Source organism: Streptomyces shaanxiensis, assembly GCF_039537145.1.
Lineage (GTDB): Bacteria > Actinomycetota > Actinomycetes > Streptomycetales > Streptomycetaceae > Streptomyces > Streptomyces shaanxiensis.
Genome location: NZ_BAAAZY010000033.1, coordinates 45,642 through 60,301 on the forward strand (window position 1 = coordinate 45,642; position 14,660 = coordinate 60,301).

Annotated in this window: 19 protein-coding genes; 12 read left to right on the forward strand and 7 right to left on the reverse strand. The window is 71.6% G+C overall.

What is annotated here, in order from left to right:
• Positions 1-8: 8 nt before the first annotated feature.
• Positions 9-308 carry a hypothetical protein gene (locus tag ABD932_RS41730; RefSeq protein WP_345021461.1) on the forward strand — a complete coding sequence of 100 codons (300 nt, stop codon included), beginning with the start codon at positions 9-11 and terminating at the stop codon, positions 306-308.
• A 168-nt stretch (positions 309-476) separates the two neighbouring features.
• Positions 477-1,106, forward strand: a complete 630-nt coding sequence (locus ABD932_RS41735; protein WP_345021462.1) for a PadR family transcriptional regulator — start codon at positions 477-479, stop codon at positions 1,104-1,106.
• Between the two features lie 84 nt (positions 1,107-1,190).
• On the opposite strand, the gene ABD932_RS41740 is transcribed toward ABD932_RS41735, so the two are convergent.
• The gene (locus ABD932_RS41740) at positions 1,191-1,625 is read right to left on the reverse strand and encodes a type II toxin-antitoxin system Rv0910 family toxin (protein WP_345021464.1); all 435 of its coding nucleotides are present in this window, start codon (positions 1,623-1,625) and stop codon (positions 1,191-1,193) included.
• Between the two features lie 217 nt (positions 1,626-1,842).
• Positions 1,843-1,995 (reverse strand): hypothetical protein, encoded by a 153-nt coding sequence (locus ABD932_RS41745; RefSeq protein ID WP_250092373.1) that lies wholly within the window; start codon positions 1,993-1,995, stop codon positions 1,843-1,845.
• A 234-nt stretch (positions 1,996-2,229) separates the two neighbouring features.
• Between ABD932_RS41745 and ABD932_RS41750 the strand changes: the two genes are divergently transcribed.
• The 3 genes from ABD932_RS41750 (at position 2,230) to ABD932_RS41760 (ending at position 5,060) form a co-directional block, all read left to right on the forward strand.
• Positions 2,230-2,787 carry a Clp protease N-terminal domain-containing protein gene (locus tag ABD932_RS41750; protein WP_345021466.1) on the forward strand — a complete coding sequence of 186 codons (558 nt, stop codon included), beginning with the start codon at positions 2,230-2,232 and terminating at the stop codon, positions 2,785-2,787.
• Between the two features lie 146 nt (positions 2,788-2,933).
• A complete protein-coding gene (locus ABD932_RS41755) occupies positions 2,934-3,938 on the forward strand; it encodes an EamA family transporter (protein WP_345021467.1) in 1,005 nt (334 codons plus the stop codon).
• A 177-nt stretch (positions 3,939-4,115) separates the two neighbouring features.
• Positions 4,116-5,060 carry a DMT family transporter gene (locus ABD932_RS41760; protein ID WP_345021469.1) on the forward strand — a complete coding sequence of 315 codons (945 nt, stop codon included), beginning with the start codon at positions 4,116-4,118 and terminating at the stop codon, positions 5,058-5,060.
• 40 nt (positions 5,061-5,100) lie between these two features.
• Here ABD932_RS41760 and ABD932_RS41765 read toward each other — a convergent pair whose 3' ends face one another.
• Together ABD932_RS41765 and ABD932_RS41770 are read right to left on the reverse strand one after the other, a co-directional pair.
• Entirely contained in the window at positions 5,101-5,733 is a 633-nt protein-coding gene (locus ABD932_RS41765) for an FMN-binding negative transcriptional regulator (RefSeq protein WP_345021471.1), read from the reverse strand.
• Positions 5,733-6,416, reverse strand: a complete 684-nt coding sequence (locus ABD932_RS41770; protein ID WP_345021473.1) for a pyridoxamine 5'-phosphate oxidase family protein — start codon at positions 6,414-6,416, stop codon at positions 5,733-5,735. Before ABD932_RS41770 ends, ABD932_RS41765 begins: the two co-directional genes overlap by 1 nt.
• A gap of 35 nt (positions 6,417-6,451) precedes the next feature.
• Here ABD932_RS41770 and ABD932_RS41775 point away from each other — a divergent pair, with 35 nt between their 5' ends.
• Positions 6,452-7,783, forward strand: a complete 1,332-nt coding sequence (locus ABD932_RS41775; RefSeq protein ID WP_345021475.1) for an aminotransferase class I/II-fold pyridoxal phosphate-dependent enzyme — start codon at positions 6,452-6,454, stop codon at positions 7,781-7,783.
• A 102-nt stretch (positions 7,784-7,885) separates the two neighbouring features.
• Here ABD932_RS41775 and ABD932_RS41780 read toward each other — a convergent pair whose 3' ends face one another.
• Positions 7,886-8,860 (reverse strand): DMT family transporter, encoded by a 975-nt coding sequence (locus ABD932_RS41780; protein ID WP_425587592.1) that lies wholly within the window; start codon positions 8,858-8,860, stop codon positions 7,886-7,888.
• 38 nt (positions 8,861-8,898) lie between these two features.
• Between ABD932_RS41780 and ABD932_RS41785 the strand changes: the two genes are divergently transcribed.
• Positions 8,899-9,801, forward strand: coding sequence for a LysR family transcriptional regulator (locus tag ABD932_RS41785; RefSeq protein ID WP_345021478.1), 903 nt, complete (start codon positions 8,899-8,901; stop codon positions 9,799-9,801).
• A 6-nt stretch (positions 9,802-9,807) separates the two neighbouring features.
• On the opposite strand, the gene ABD932_RS41790 is transcribed toward ABD932_RS41785, so the two are convergent.
• Positions 9,808-10,275, reverse strand: coding sequence for a pyridoxamine 5'-phosphate oxidase family protein (locus ABD932_RS41790; RefSeq protein ID WP_345021480.1), 468 nt, complete (start codon positions 10,273-10,275; stop codon positions 9,808-9,810).
• Positions 10,276-10,435: 160 nt separating this feature from the next.
• Between ABD932_RS41790 and ABD932_RS41795 the strand changes: the two genes are divergently transcribed.
• Positions 10,436-11,086 (forward strand): cysteine hydrolase family protein, encoded by a 651-nt coding sequence (locus ABD932_RS41795; protein WP_345021482.1) that lies wholly within the window; start codon positions 10,436-10,438, stop codon positions 11,084-11,086.
• Positions 11,087-11,106: 20 nt separating this feature from the next.
• On the opposite strand, the gene ABD932_RS41800 is transcribed toward ABD932_RS41795, so the two are convergent.
• A complete protein-coding gene (locus ABD932_RS41800) occupies positions 11,107-11,517 on the reverse strand; it encodes a Rieske (2Fe-2S) protein (protein WP_345021484.1) in 411 nt (136 codons plus the stop codon).
• A 220-nt stretch (positions 11,518-11,737) separates the two neighbouring features.
• On the opposite strand from ABD932_RS41800, the gene ABD932_RS41805 reads away from it, so the two are divergent.
• From ABD932_RS41805 to ABD932_RS41820, 4 genes are all read left to right on the forward strand, one after another.
• Entirely contained in the window at positions 11,738-12,502 is a 765-nt protein-coding gene (locus tag ABD932_RS41805) for a HipA family kinase (protein ID WP_345021486.1), read from the forward strand.
• Complete coding sequence (locus ABD932_RS41810) at positions 12,499-12,948, forward strand: DUF3037 domain-containing protein (protein ID WP_345021488.1); 450 nt, start codon at positions 12,499-12,501, stop codon at positions 12,946-12,948. Before ABD932_RS41805 ends, ABD932_RS41810 begins: the two co-directional genes overlap by 4 nt.
• 114 nt (positions 12,949-13,062) lie before the next feature.
• Positions 13,063-13,824 carry a 3-oxoacyl-ACP reductase FabG gene (gene fabG, locus ABD932_RS41815; RefSeq protein ID WP_093904097.1) on the forward strand — a complete coding sequence of 254 codons (762 nt, stop codon included), beginning with the start codon at positions 13,063-13,065 and terminating at the stop codon, positions 13,822-13,824.
• Between the two features lie 20 nt (positions 13,825-13,844).
• Entirely contained in the window at positions 13,845-14,606 is a 762-nt protein-coding gene (locus tag ABD932_RS41820) for an SDR family oxidoreductase (RefSeq protein WP_345021491.1), read from the forward strand.
• Positions 14,607-14,660: the final 54 nt, after the last annotated feature.

The window sequence follows — 14,660 nt, forward strand, 5'->3', positions numbered from 1 at the left end:
ATTCGGGGGTGCTGGACCGATTTCGGGGAGGGGAGGGGAGGGCTGCGGCCGAGCCCTACTCGGGGAGCACGGTGCCGGCGCCCGAGCAGATGGTCCTGCTCGGCGTCGGTTCGGCCGCGATGCTCGCGGTCGGCGGAACGATGCCCGCGGTGGCGGCGTCCCAGGGCGGCGAGACAGCGGCGAGCGCTCAGGGAGCGTCCGCCAAGGGTGTGGGCGCCACGGCGTGGAGCTGCACCCCCGAATTGGCCTTGGCCGTGCCTTATCGCGGTGTGCTGACGGCGTGGTCGATCGCGGAAGCGACGTCGTGAGCGACATGGGTGGGCCGGTGGGAGCCCTGGGTCCAGGGTCGGCCGTCCGTCACCCACACGCTTCGCAGTCCGAGCTGGCGTACTCGTCCGCGCACCCTTGCTGTGCGAGCTATTCCGATATATCGTTGAGGCATCGCGACAGATCAACGATGGAATGGAGTGATTGCGATGCGTTCCCATGGATTCGAGCGTGGACACGGTGGACCTGGTGGGCACGGTCACCACGGCCGAGGTGGCTTCGAGGGGCTTCGCGGCGCTTTCGGGCCCTTCGGTCCGGGCGGCGGCGGCCCCGGCTTCGGTGGGCCCGGATTCGGGCCCGGCCCCTGGGGGCCAAGGGGGCGGGGCGGGCCCCGAGGGAGGGCGCGGCGCGGTGACGTGCGCGCGTCGATCCTCGCCCTGCTGAAGGACCGCCCCATGCACGGCTACGAGATGATCCAGGAGATCGCCGAGCGCAGCGGCGGGGCGTGGAAGCCCAGCCCGGGCTCGGTGTACCCCACTCTCCAACTGCTGGAGGACGAGGGCCTGATCGCCAGCGAGAGCGAGGGCGGCAAGAAGCTCTTCTCGCTCACCGAGGCGGGCCGCGAGGCGGCCGAGGCGGGTCCCGAGGCGCCCTGGGAGGAAGCCTCCCGCGGCGTCGACTGGGAGGCCCTCGGTGAGATCCGCCAGGCCGGCTTCGGCTTGATGGAGGCCTTCGGGCAGGTCTGGAAGACGGGCAGCAAGGAGCAGCGTGACAAGGCGCTGGCCGTCATCAACGAGGCCCGCAAGAAGCTGTACCTGATCCTCGCCGACGAGGATTGAGCGGCACCGGCGGCCTCCCCGCCGTAAGTGAAGGCGCTCCGCGGAACACTCCGCGGGGCGCCTTCGTCCGTGCCGCGCGGCCGGTCAGGTCACCAACCCCGCCAGCTTGCGCAGCGACTCGTTCAGCGCCGCCGTGGCCGAGTCCTTGAGCTTGCCCGCCATCAGTGACACCGCCGCCCCGGTGAACTCACCGTCGATGCGGACGATCGTGGCGGCGCCGTCGCCATCGGGGCTGAGCGTGTAGCGCGTGGCCACGGTCACGGCCATCGGGCCCTTGCCGCGTATCGCGAGCACCCGCGCCGGCTCCAGTTCCTCGATGGTCCACTCGACCTCGGCCGGGAACCCCATCAGCTTCATGTTCTCCTGGAAGGTCCCGCCCACTTCGAGGGCCGTGGGGCCACCGCCGGGGAAGCTGGTGTGGGTCGCGTTCCACTGCCCGTACGCCGACCAGTCCGTCAGCTGTGCCCAGACCTTCTCGGCCGGTGCCTCGATACGTGCCTCCGCGCTGACTTCGGCCATGCGACCACCCCTTCGTCTCGGGCTACGGTGTCGCGGAACGTAGCCGTGGGGCCTGGAACATTCAATACTGATGAACCGTCAGGAAATGTGGAGACGTTGCCTGCCTCGCGCCGACGTGGGTCTGCCTCGCGCCGACGCGGGCCTGCCCCGTGCTGACGTGGGACCGCCCGTGCCGATGTGGGACCGCCCCGCGCAGACGTCGGCCCGTCCCGCGGACTCAGCCCACCCGCCGTATCACCGCCGCGTCGAACACGTCCCACGCCCGCGGCAGCGCGCTCTCGTCGTGGCAGTGCCACGCCTCCCAGAACAGGTCGGCGAGCAGGGCGTCCTCCGGGGCGTACACCCGGTAGACGTACTGTCTGCCGTCCACGGCCGGTAACGCCACCAGCCAGCACCTGCTCTCCATCTCCCTGTGGGACGTGCGGCGCGGCGCCATGGTTGCGCACGAGGCGCACTGCAAGGCGGCACGCGCCCCTGGGGTCGTTCGGCGTGATCTCATCCGTAAGGAGGAGATTCCGGCCGGCGGAGTCCACTCTGTGTGGGACGCGAAGATGCTTCCCCTCGGGGATGACCCGGCTCGCTGCGGCTGATGGGGTAAGGGATTGTGCAACCCCGTATTCCCCGGCAGTCGGCCCAGGAACAGGACTGTCGGCGCCCGGACACCCCGGCGGACGATGCCAGGCTCAGTGACGAGCTGGCAGCGGTGGTCTCCGGTGCCCGCCGCCGGGCGGTCAGGGACGGGGACCGGCAGATCGACTCGGCCCATCTGCTGCACTCGCTCCTGGAGCACGATCCGGACGTGTACGACGTCTTCGGCGACGGACCCCAGATCGCCCGCCTGCTCGGCTATCTCGTGCAGCGCACCATCGGCTACGGCCTGCGCTGGCAGGGCAGCGTCGAGGACTCCGGCGCCGTACCCGTCGTGACGGACGGCGAGGGCTTGTCCCCGCTTGCCGCGAGCGCCATGGAACATGCCCGTCGACGCGCCGCCGGACGCGGCGACACCCAGGCCCGCGGCATCGACCTGCTCGCGGCGATCCTGCTGGACCCACAGGCGCGCGCCGTCGAGGTGCTCGACCGCGCCGGCATCGACGCGAACACGGTCCGGGCCCGGATCGACGGGCGGCGTGACGAGTACGTCGGCGGCGACACCGCTCGCTAGCCGCGCACGAACCCCCGCGCAAGCGGCTCCACAGCCCCCACCTCCCTCCTTCACTCCTCGTCGGGTCCACTCCGCGTCGGGGCTCCCGTCCACCCGCTGAGACAGGTGCCATAGGGGGTGACGCTCCTGTCATCGCCTGTCATCATGTGCCGGTGCGTACGTATGAGAGCGGTCGGGCCGGCCGCGGCAAGGGCGTCGGGCTGGGTCTGGCGCTCGGTTCCGCGGTCGCCTTCGGAGGATCCGGTGTCGCGGCGAAGCCGCTGATCGAGGCGGGGCTCGACCCGCTGCACGTGGTGTGGCTGCGCGTGGCCGGCGCCGCCCTCGTGATGCTGCCGCTCGCGGTGCGCCACCGTGCCCTGCTGCGCAGCCGCCCCGCGCTGCTCGCCGGGTTCGGGCTGCTCGGTGTGGCCGGTGTGCAGGCGTTCTACTTCGCCTCGATATCCCGGATCCCGGTCGGCGTCGCGCTGCTCGTCGAGTACCTGGCGCCCGCCCTCGTCCTCGGCTGGGTGCGGTTCGTGCAGCACCGGCCGGTGACGCGTGCCGCCGCCGTCGGCGTGGTCCTCGCGGTCGGCGGACTCGCCTGTGTCGTCGAGGTCTGGTCGGGCCTGAGCTTCGACGCCCTCGGACTGCTCCTCGCGCTCGGCGCCGCCTGCTGCCAGGTCGGCTACTTCGTCCTGTCCGACCAGGGCAGCGACTCCGGCGAGGCGGCCCCGGACCCGCTCGGCGTCATCGCGTACGGCCTGCTCGTCGGCGCCGCCGTCCTGACCGTCGTGGCCCGCCCCTGGAACATGGACTGGTCGGTCCTCTCGGACACCGCCGACATGAACGGCACCCCGGTCGCGGCCGCCGTGCTGCTGGCCTGGATCGTGCTCGTCGCGACGGTGATCGCGTACGTCACCGGCGTGGTCTCGGTACGACGGCTGTCGCCGCAGGTCGCCGGAGTCGTGGCCTGCCTCGAGGCGGTCATCGCGACCGTCCTCGCCTGGTTCCTGCTCGGCGAGCACCTCTCGGCGCCGCAGATCGTCGGCGGGGCGGTCGTCCTCGTCGGGGCGTTCATCGCGCAGTCCTCCGCGCCCGCCAAGAGCCCGGCCGAACCGGTGGCGAGCGGTGGCCCCGAGCGTGAGTTGTCCGCCCGCGGAAACGTCGCCTAGGCTGCACGATCATGCCTTCGACACTCGTTCTTCCGCCTCCGGCCGCCTGAGGCGGGCCCTCCGGAACATCGGCCCGGCATCTCGCCGGGCGGAACGGTGCTGCCCGCAGACGAAGTCCGCGGACCCCGCTGAGCGGGGCTCCTCCCAGAACTTCTGCATGTCTGCGGAGAACAACTCGTGTCGAACACCTCTGTCTCCGGCCTGCCCATCGGGCGAGGCCTCATCTACCTGATCATCGCCGGTGCCGCCTGGGGCACCGCGGGCGCGGCCGCCTCCCTGGTCTACCGGACCAGTGACATGGGGCCGATCGCCCTCTCCTTCTGGCGCTGCGCCGTCGGCTTCGTGCTGCTGCTCGCCGTCCGGCTCCTGCGTCCGCGCACGCGAACCGTCACATCCGAGCCCCTCGGCCGCAAGGCGCTGCGGGCAGGGGTCACGGGTCTCGGGCTCGCGGTGTTCCAGACGGCCTACTTCGCGGCCGTGGACGCCACCGGACTCGCCGTCGGCACCGTCGTCACCCTCGGCGCCGGCCCTGTGTTCATCGCGCTCGGCGCCCGGTTGACCCTGGGGGAGCGGCTCGGCCGCGGGGGTGTCGCAGCCGTCCTCGGCGCGCTCACCGGGCTCGCGGTGCTGGCGCTCGGCGGCGAGGGCGCGACCGTACGACCATGGGGCGTGCTGCTCGCGCTGGTGTCGGCGGCCGCGTACTCCGTGATGACCCTGCTGACCCGCAAGTGGGGCCGTGACGGCGGGGCCGACGCCGCCGACACGTCCCTCTGGTCCTTCGCGGTGACCAGCCTGTGCCTGCTGCCGTTCGCCCTCGCCGAGGGGCTGCTGCCGCACACGGTCGACCGCGTCCGGCTCGGCTGGCTGGTGGCGTACATCGCGGCCGTGCCCACGGCCCTCGCATACGCCCTCTACTTCGCGGGCGCGGCCGCCGTACGGTCCGCCACCGTGTCCGTGATCATGCTGCTGGAGCCGGTCAGTGCGGCGGTGCTCGCCGTCGTCCTGCTCGGCGAACACCTGACGGCGCCGACCCTCGCCGGAACCCTGCTGATGCTCGGGTCGGTCGCCGGCCTTGCGGTGGCGGAGACACGTGGCGCGAGGCGGGAGCCGCTGCCGGCGTGACGTCGAGGGGCCCGCACCGCACGGGTGACGGGCCCCTCGATCAGCCCGTGCGCCGACGGAGCAGGTGGTCGCGGGCCGCCGCGTCCCGCGGACCGTTCCGCTGCGCCAGACTGGCCGCGACCCTGTCCTTGACCTGTTCGGTCCGGTGATTGGCGTACTTGAACTTGGCCCGTACGCCCGTCACTTCGAGCCGCACCCCACGGAGCCCGGACAGCAGGCGGCCGTACGGGACCTCGCCCACCGCGACCGGTGCCGAGCCGCCCTCCGGCTGGAAGTGGCCGACCTGGCGGTTGAGCAGCTCGGCCTTCTCGGCCGGGTCGTCCACGACATGGGCCCGGCACCGGAGTTGGACCGCGGCGTAGAAGCTGGTCGGAGTGCCGTGCTCGGGCGGTTCCTCCGGTGCTGCCTGCCAGGGGCCCGGTACGTACACGTAGTCGTCGACCACGCTCAGGACGACCTCGGGGTGGGCCGACAGGGCCGGCCACATCGGGTTGGGGCGGGCCAGGTGCGTGACGACCTCGCCGCGCTCGGCGTCGTACACGAAGTGCAGCGGCTGGACGTGGGGCGGCTCCCCGTCCAGGCCGTTGACGACGAGTTGCCCGAAGTCGTGCACGGCCAGCCACTGCTGCCACTCGGCGTCGTCACGGGGCGCGTCCCAGGGGTGGATCAGCATCACAGGGCTCCGAGGTAGCCGGGGAGCTCGGTGCCGGGGGCCAGGTCCGGGTCCCCGACCGGCGCCTCGTAGCCCTTGCGCAGCGGGACGACGCCGGCCCAGTGGGGGAGGGCGAGGTCCTCGGGCTCGTCGTTCACACCGCCGGTGCGCAGCTTGGCGGAGACCTCGTTCAGGTCGAGGCGGATCACGGCGGTGGCCGCAAGTTCCTTCTTGTTGGCGGGACGGGAGTCCGCCGCCCGGCCCGGCACCACGTGGTCGACCAGGGCGTCGAGGGCGACCCTCTTCTCCTCGGGGTCCGTCACGTCGTACGCGAGCCCGTGCACCACCACCGACCGGTAGTTGATCGAGTGGTGGAAGGCCGAGCGGGCCAGGATCAGCGCGTCGACGTGCGTGACCGTCAGGCACACCGGCAGCCCGGGGTCGGCCTGGCCGGTCATCCGCAGCGGGCGCGAGCCCGTCGAGCCGTGGACGTAGAGCGTCTGGCCGACCCGGCCGAACAGGGTGGGAAGCACGACCGGAGCGCCGTCGCGCACGAAGCCGAGATGGCAGACGTAGGCCTCGTCGAGTATCGAGTGCACCAGTTCCTTGTCGTACGACGCCCGGCCCGGTGAGCGTGTGGGGACGGTGCGGTCGGTCGGCGTATAGGCGGCGGTCGGCGACGTCGGCTGCTGGGTCCCCTGCATTGCGCTCTCCATTGCACTAGTGCATAATTGTGTTTGTGCTAGGAGGATATCGGATCGAAGGGCGACGCGCAGCGGAGATTGCGGCGAGCGTCGAGCGCGCGGTGGGTGCCGGAGAGCTGGAACCCGGTCAACTTCTTCCACCCATGCGGGAGTTGGCGGTCGAGCTGGGCGTGAATCCCAACACCGTCGCCGCCGCGTATCGCACCCTGCGTGAGCGCGGGGTGATCGAGACCGCGGGTCGCCGGGGCAGCCGGGTGCGGCCGAGGCCGGCAACGACCGGGCGCGAGCATGCCCGGGTGGTCGTGCCCGAGGGCGTACGCGACGTGGCGAACGGCAATCCCGACCCGGCGCTGCTGCCCTCGCTCGCGAAGGCCTTCGCGGCCGCCGCCGAACAGAGCGACGGGGAACCGGTGCTGTACGGAGCCGACCCCGTGGAGCCGGAGTTGGCCCGGATGGCACGGGCCGAGCTGGACGCCGCCGCGGTGCCGGAAGGTCCTCTGGCCGTCGTCTCCGGTTCGCTCGACGCCATCGAGCGCGTGCTCGCGGCCCACCTCAAGCCGGGAGACACCGTCGCCGTCGAGGACCCCGGCTGGGGCAGCCTCCTCGACCTGATCCCCGCGCTCGGGCTGCGCAGCGCCCCGGTCGCCGTCGACGACGAAGGGCCGCTGGTGGACGACGTCCGGCGAGCCCTGGCAGCAGGGGCCCGCGCCCTGATCGTCACCTGCCGCGCCCAGAACCCCACCGGCGCCGTGGTGAGCGCCACGCGCGCGCGTGCCCTGCGTTCCGCACTCCGCGAGCACCCGGAGATCCTCCTGATCGAGGACGACCACGGCCACGGCATCGTCGACCTCCCCCCGCACCCCCTGTCCGGCACCACCCGCACCTGGGCCTTCGTCCGCTCGGTCGCCAAGGCCTACGGCCCGGACCTGCGGCTCGCCGTACTCACCGGGGATCCGGTCACGGTCGACCGGGTACGCGGCCGCCAGAGGCTCGGGCCCGGCTGGGTGAGCCGCCTCCAGCAGCGGGCGGTGGTGCGGCTGTGGGCGGACGGCGCACTGGATCCGACGGCCGTGGCGGAGGCGTACGGCAACCGCCGTGACCTGCTGCTGAGTGCGCTGGCCGACCGCGGGGTCGAGGCGCATGGCCGCAGCGGCCTGAACGTCTGGATCCCGGTGCCCGACGAGACGACCGCGGTCGCCCGCCTCCTCCACGCGGGCTGGGCGGTGGCCCCCGGGGCCCGCTTCCGGGCGAGCGCGCCACCCGGCATCAGGGTCACGGTCTCGACCCTCGGCCCGGAGGAAGTCGCCCCGCTGGCGGACGCGGTGGCGTCGGCGGTGGCGCCGGCCCCGGCTAGGAGATACGTGTAACGCCGGGAGGGGCAGCCACCCCTCTTTCGGGGGCGCGGGGAACTGCGCGACAAGCCGCAACGCACCCGCACCGCACACGATCATTCCGCGCCTCCCCACCAGCTAGGCGCTCTTCCGCCGCACCTGCGTAAGCGCCGCCCCCGCCAACACGATCGCCGCCCCCACCGGCGTCGACCAGCTCAACGACTCGCCCAACAGGGCAACCCCCGCAGCCGTCGCGATGACCGGAATGAAGTACGTGACCATCTGCGCCGTGGTCGGCCCGACCTCCGCGACCAGCCCGTACTGGATCAACACGGCGAGCCCGGTACCAAGCGCCCCCAGGGCCACGATCGCAAGCAGAGGGACCAGCGACACCCGCGTCGGCATGGAGGTGAAGAGCGGCGTCACAACGGCCAGTTGTCCCGTCGCCAGCAACAACTGCGCCCCGGTCAGCGACAGATGCGACTCACCGGACCCGGCCAGGGTCCGGCGGACGTATATCCACCCGATCGGGTAGCTCAGCGAGGCCAGCAGCGCCATCGCCGTACCCGTGGCGTCCAGTCCGGCGAACCCCTGCCACGCACCCAACACCGTCAGCACACCGAGAAATCCGATACCGAGCCCGGCCACCCTCACCCGCGTCGGCCGGTCCTCCGAGAGCGCGACCAGGGACAGGGCCATGCCCCACAGGGGCGAGGTCGCGTTGCAGATACCCGCCAGCGTGGACGGAATGGTCAACTCGGAATACGCGAACAGCGAGGACGGCAGCGCGTTCAACAGGAACGCGGCAACCGTCAGATGCCCCCACGTGCGCGCCCCGCGCGGCAGCCGCTCCCGCTTCACCGCCATCGCCGCCGCCAGCACCGCCGTACCGAACACCAGTCGCCCGAGTGTGACTTGGAAGGGTGCGTAGCCGTCGGTGCCCACCTTGATGAGCAGGAAGCTGAAGCCCCAGATCAGGGAGAGCGCGGCGAAGCGCAGCCGCCAGTCGAGACGGCGGCGGGGGAGAGGACGGACAGGCGCTGCGGCCGGGGTGCGCGAGGCGGTGGCGGTGGTCATGGCAGCAACGATGCTGCACATGATCTCGTAGCACAATCGAGATTTTGCACGCGATATCTCGTAGTATTGCTTACATGTTGAATCTGGAGCGCCTGCGCACCCTGGACGCCCTCGCCCGCCACGGCTCGGTCAGCGGCGCCGCCGAGGGGCTGCACATCACGACGTCCGCCGTGTCGCAGCAGATGTCCAAGCTGGAGCGCGAGATCGGCCAGCAGCTCCTCGCCAAGAACGGCCGGGGCGTCCGGCTCACCGACGCCGGGCGGCTGCTCGCCGAGCATGCCGCGCGCATCCTGTCGCAGGTCGAGCTGGCCCAGTCCGACCTGGAGGCGCAGCGCGGAAAGGTCGTCGGCGAACTGAGGCTCGCGGCGTTCCCGACCGCCGCGCGCGGGCTGTTCCCGTCCGCGCTCTCCGCCCTGCGCGCGGAGCACCCCGCGCTGCGGGTGCGCTCCTGCGAGCTCGAGCCGGAGACCGGCATCGCCGGAGTGATCCGCGGCGACCTGGATCTGGCCGTCGTGCTCGACTGGTACAACAAGCCGATGGCGCTGCCCGAGGGCCTGGTCAAGGCGCACATCCTGGACGACCCGGCCGACGTGGCGTTGCCCGCGGGGCACCGGCTCGCCGACCGGGACGAGGTGGACCTCACCGAGTTCGCCGAGGACGAGTGGATCACCTGGGGCGAGGGCGAGTTCTGTCACGAGTGGCTGATGTTCACGCTGCGCTCCAAGGGCATCGAGCCTCTTCTCGGCCACCGCGCCCCCGAGACGCACACCCAGCTCGCGCTGGTCGCGGCCGGACTCGGCGTGTGCATCGCGCCGCTGCTGGGGCGCCATCCGATGCCTTCGGCGGTCGTGACCGTGCCGCTCAAGCAGCGGGTGCGGCGGCATGTGTACGTCGTCTGGCGAGCCGACGCCGACCGCCGCCCCTCGATCCGGGCGGCGGTGCGGGCGCTGCGTGAAGCGGGGGAGAACGTCTCCTGACGCCTCCTACAGAGACCCCAGCTTCCGGAAGTCCCACGACACGATCTTCTCCGGCGTCAGCCGCACCCAGGCGTGCCGGCCGTCGTGCGGCATCTCGTCGAGGCCGAAGTTCTTGCGGGCGAACAGCGTCTCGGGGACGTCGAGTTCGGCCCGCAGCTCGCCGACACGCGGGCTCTCGCCCACGAACTCGACGGTGCCGGACAGCTCGACGCCGCGCAGCTGCTCGTACTCCTCACCCGTGTCGATCACGATCGCGACCCGCGGATCACGGCGCAGATCGGTCCAGCGCTTGCTGCGGACGACCGAGTACAGCCACAGCGAGAGGCCGTCCCAGGCGAACCACAGGGCGCTGACATGCGGGAAGCCGTCGGTGGACACGGTGGCGACCCGGCAGGTGCGCTGCTCGGTGAGAAACTCGTCCAGCTCGCCGGGCGTCATCATGATCTTGCGGCCTCGGCGCTGAGTGACGGTCATGCGGCCCCCTCTTCTCTCACGTCGTGCCAGAGGAGAGATCCTCTGACATCACGTCAGAAAAGGATGAGTCGTCTTCCGCCGACACGCAATGGTGGTTCCGTCCTTACGCGAGGGTGGCTACGCTCGCCCGCCCACGCCGCCGTCGGTCACAGGGGGACCCATGCCGTCGTACGCCGAACTCAGTGAACTCCTCGACCCCGCGACCACCGTCCTGCTCACCGTCGAGTGCCAGCAGGGCGTCGTCGGACCGGACAGCGCGCTGCCCGAACTCGCCAAGGAGGCCCGCTCCTCGGGTGCCCTCGCCAACGTCGCCCGGCTGGTCGCGGCGGCCCACGAGAGCGGCGTCCAGGTGATCCACGCGATCGCCGAACGCCGCCCCGACGGACGCGGTGCCAACCACAACGCCCGCCTGTTCCGCGCCGCCGAACGCCTCCCCGTCCAGCAGCTGTCCGGCACCACGGCGGTGCGGGTGGCGGCGCCGATCGAGGTCGCCGAGGAGGACATCGTCGTACGGCGGCTGCACGGCCTGTCCCCGATCCAGGGCACCGACGTCGACGCCCTGCTGCGCAACCTCGGCTGCCGCACGCTGATCGTCACCGGCGTCTCGGCCAACGTGGCGATCCCGAGCGCCGTCTTCGACGCCGTGAACCGGGGGTATGTCGTGGTGGTGCCACGGGACGCCGTCGCCGGGGTGCCCTCCGACTACACCCGGGCGATGATCCGCCACACCCTCGCGTTGGTCGCCACGGTCGCGACCACGGACGAGGTACTGGGCTGCTTCAAGCGTCCACGCCGAGCGGGCCGGGCCTGAGCCCTGTCCCACGCCGAAGGTCAGGCGAGCGTGATCGAGTCGCCCGACACGCTGATCTCCTTGGCGGCCAGCGCCTGGGTGGCCGGCCCCTTCTTCACGCTGCCGTCGAGGACGGAGAACTGGCTGCCGTGGCAGGCACAGGAGAGGGTGTCCTCCTTGAGGTCCGTCATCGGACAGTTCTGGTGGGTGCAGATCGTCGAGAAGGCCTTGTAGTCGCCCGCCGTCGGCTGCGAGACCACCACCTTCTCGTCGCTGAAGACCTTGCCCCCGCCCTCCGGTATGTCGGAGGTCTTCGCGAGCGCGGAGCCGGTGGACGGCTCGTCCTCCGACCCGCATGCGGTCAGCGCGACGGCGAGCCCCGCCGCGCCGACCGCCGCCACGACGGTACGGCGGCTCGGTCCCGACACCGGCTGAACTGATTCGCTGGTCATGCTGACGTTCCTTCCGCGGATTCTTGATCTGCCGAGAGGTACGGTCCTTTGGGACCGGCTGTTCAGACGATGTCGGAATCCTGACCCGGTCCGGCGAAGAGGTGGGTAAAGCGGACCTGTCGGTTCCCTGTCCGAAGCTGTCGGTCCGCTGTCGGCGCGAAAGCATCGGCGCCCGCCCGGGCCGTCCCGGCCGCCGCTCCCGCGCCAGTAACCTGGGACGATGCTCAAGGAAGTCATCGCGACCCGCTACATCACGCCCCTGCGTGAGGGCGGCTCGCTGCCGGGGCTCGTCGAGGCCGACGACTTCGGGACGTACGTCATGAAGTTCACCGGCGCCGGACAGGGCCGCAAGACGCTGGTCGCGGAGGTCGTCTGCGGTGAACTCGCCCGCAGGCTGGGCCTCAGGGTGCCCCGGCTGGTGACGATGGAGCTCGACCCGGTGCTGGGGCTCGGCGAGCCCGACCAGCAGGTGCAGGAGCTGCTCAGGTCCAGCGGCGGCACCAACCTCGGCATGGACTTCCTCTCCGGCGCGCTCGGCTTCGACCCCCTCGCGTTCGAGGTGAGCTCCGAAGAGGCGGGCCGCATCGTCTGGTTCGACGCCCTGGTGAACAACGTCGACCGGTCCTGGCGCAACCCCAACCTGCTGATGTGGCAGGGCGAGCTGTGGCTCATCGACCACGGCGCGACCATGATCTGGCACCACAACTGGCCCGGGGCGGAGGCATCGGCGGCGCGCCCCTACGACGCCTCCGACCACGCCCTCGCCCCCTTCGCGCCCGATGTGCGGGGCGCCGCCGCCGAGTTGGCGCCGCTGGTCACCGAGGAACTGCTCGCCGAGGTGACCGCCGGGATCCCGGACGCCTGGCTGGCCGGCGAACCGGGCTTCGACACACCCGACGATCTCCGCCGGGCCTATGCGCGGCCCCTGCTCGCCCGCGCCGCCGTCGTCCACGAGCGCGTCACCGGAATCGAGGAGAGCAAGTGAGCGAGCGACACATCCACATGGCCGGCCATGTGGTCGAACGCCACATCATCCGGGGCGGCGAGTCGAACGACCGGGACGTCTTCGAGTACGCCCTCCTGCGCGTCGTGCCCCGTGTCGAACGCGGCGAGTGCGTCAACGCGGGCGTGCTGGTGTACTGCCGGGCCCGGGGCTACGTCGGTGCCCGCACCCACCTCGACGAGGCCCGGCTGCTCGTCCTCGACCCGGACGCGGACGTGGCCGGCGTCCGGGCCGCCCTCGGCGCCGTCGAGCGCGTCTGCGGCGGCGGTGAGCCGGCGGGTCAGGCGGCCGGTGACGACGCCGGTCGGCGCTTCCGCTGGCTGATCGCGCCCCGCTCGACGGTCGTCCAGCCGGGGCCCGTGCACACCGGGCTCACCGCCGATCCTGCGGCCGAGGCGGAGCGGCTGCTTGACCGGTTGGTGAAGTAGCGGATCAGGTAATGGATCACATGCACGTGGTCACCGTTGACACCGCGTGCCAGGACTTCTAGCGTCACGTGCATCGAAGGTACTAAGCGGTCGCTCACCCGAGGAGAGTCACTGATGTCCACCACTGAGCAGCGGGTCGCCGTGGTCACCGGCGGAGCGCGCGGCATCGGCGCCGCCACCGCCGTACGGCTGGCCGCCGAAGGGCGCGCGGTCGCCGTGATCGACCTCGACGAGGCGGCCTGCAAGGACACCGTGGAGAAGATCACCGCGGCCGGCGGCAAGGCGCTCGCGGTCGGGTGCGACGTCTCCGACGAGGCGCAGGTCGAGGCCGCGGTCGCGCGGATCGCCGAGGAGCTCGGCGCCCCGACCATCCTGGTCAACAACGCGGGCGTGCTCCGTGACAACCTGCTGTTCAAGATGAGCGTCTCCGACTGGGACACCGTCATGAACGTCCACCTGCGCGGCGCCTTCCTGATGTCCAAGGCGTGTCAGAAGCACATGGTGGACGCGGGCTTCGGCCGCATCGTCAACCTCTCCTCGTCCTCCGCGCTCGGCAACCGCGGCCAGGTCAACTACTCCGCCGCCAAGGCCGGTCTGCAGGGCTTCACCAAGACCCTCGCCAAGGAGCTCGGCAAGTTCGGCGTCACCGCCAACTCCGTCGCCCCCGGATTCATCGCCACCGAGATGACCAAGGCCACCGCCGACCGCGTCGGCATGGGCTTCGAGGACTTCAAGGCCGCCGCCGCCACCCAGATCCCGGTGGCGCGGGTCGGCGAGCCGGAGGACATCGCCAACGCCATCGCCTTCTTCACGGGCGAGGCGGCCGGCTTCGTCTCCGGCCAGGTGCTGTACGTCGCCGGCGGACCGCTCGACTAGGGATCAGGGAGAACACGGACATGACTGCACTGCCTGAACTCTCCGGCAAGGTCGCCCTCATCACGGGCGCCAGCCGCGGCATCGGCTACGGCGTCGCCGAGGCGCTCGTCGCGCGCGGCGACCGCGTCGTCATCACCGGCCGCACCGAGGACGCCCTCAAGGAGGCCGTCGAGCAGCTCGGCGCCGAGCGCGCCGTCTACGTGGCCGGCAAGGCGCACGACGAGGCCCACCAGGCCGTCGCCGTCGAGCGCGCCATGGAGGCCTTCGGCCGGGTCGACTACCTGGTCAACAACGCCGGCACGAACCCGGTGTTCGGGCCGCTCGCCGACCTCGACCTGGGTGTCGCGCGCAAGGTCTTCGAGACCAACGTGATCTCGGCGCTCGGCTTCGCGCAGAAGACCTGGCACGCCTGGCAGAAGGACAACGGCGGCGCGATCGTCAACATCGCCTCCGTCGCGGGCATCGCGCCCTCGCCCTTCATCGCCGCCTACGGCGTCAGCAAGGCCGCGATGATCAACCTCACCCAGCAGATGGCGCACGAGTTCGCGCCCAAGGTGCGGGTCAACGCGATCGCCCCGGCCGTGGTGAAGACCAAGTTCGCGCAGGCGCTCTACGAGGGCCGCGAGGAGGAGGCCGCCGCGGCCTACCCGCTGGCCCGCCTCGGCGTGCCCTCCGACATCGGCGGCGCCGCCGCGTTCCTCACCTCGGACCAGTCCGACTGGGTCACCGGTCAGACGCTCGTCGTCGACGGCGGCATCTTCCTCAACGCCGGCGTCGGCTGACGCACGGGACACGACACCGACACCGACATCGACACGGGCGCCGCTGGACACGAG

Coding starts and splice junctions, on each gene's coding strand:
- ABD932_RS41735 (WP_345021462.1), top strand. CDS start 477: ATGCGTTCCCATGGATTCGAGCGTGGACACGGTGGACCTGGTGGGCAC.
- ABD932_RS41740 (WP_345021464.1), bottom strand. CDS start 1,625: ATGGCCGAAGTCAGCGCGGAGGCACGTATCGAGGCACCGGCCGAGAAG.
- ABD932_RS41765 (WP_345021471.1), bottom strand. CDS start 5,733: ATGCTGATCCACCCCTGGGACGCGCCCCGTGACGACGCCGAGTGGCAG.
- ABD932_RS41770 (WP_345021473.1), bottom strand. CDS start 6,416: ATGCAGGGGACCCAGCAGCCGACGTCGCCGACCGCCGCCTATACGCCG.
- ABD932_RS41785 (WP_345021478.1), top strand. CDS start 8,899: ATGTTGAATCTGGAGCGCCTGCGCACCCTGGACGCCCTCGCCCGCCAC.
- ABD932_RS41790 (WP_345021480.1), bottom strand. CDS start 10,275: ATGACCGTCACTCAGCGCCGAGGCCGCAAGATCATGATGACGCCCGGC.
- ABD932_RS41795 (WP_345021482.1), top strand. CDS start 10,436: ATGCCGTCGTACGCCGAACTCAGTGAACTCCTCGACCCCGCGACCACC.
- ABD932_RS41800 (WP_345021484.1), bottom strand. CDS start 11,517: ATGACCAGCGAATCAGTTCAGCCGGTGTCGGGACCGAGCCGCCGTACC.
- ABD932_RS41805 (WP_345021486.1), top strand. CDS start 11,738: ATGCTCAAGGAAGTCATCGCGACCCGCTACATCACGCCCCTGCGTGAG.
- fabG (WP_093904097.1), top strand. CDS start 13,063: ATGTCCACCACTGAGCAGCGGGTCGCCGTGGTCACCGGCGGAGCGCGC.
- ABD932_RS41820 (WP_345021491.1), top strand. CDS start 13,845: ATGACTGCACTGCCTGAACTCTCCGGCAAGGTCGCCCTCATCACGGGC.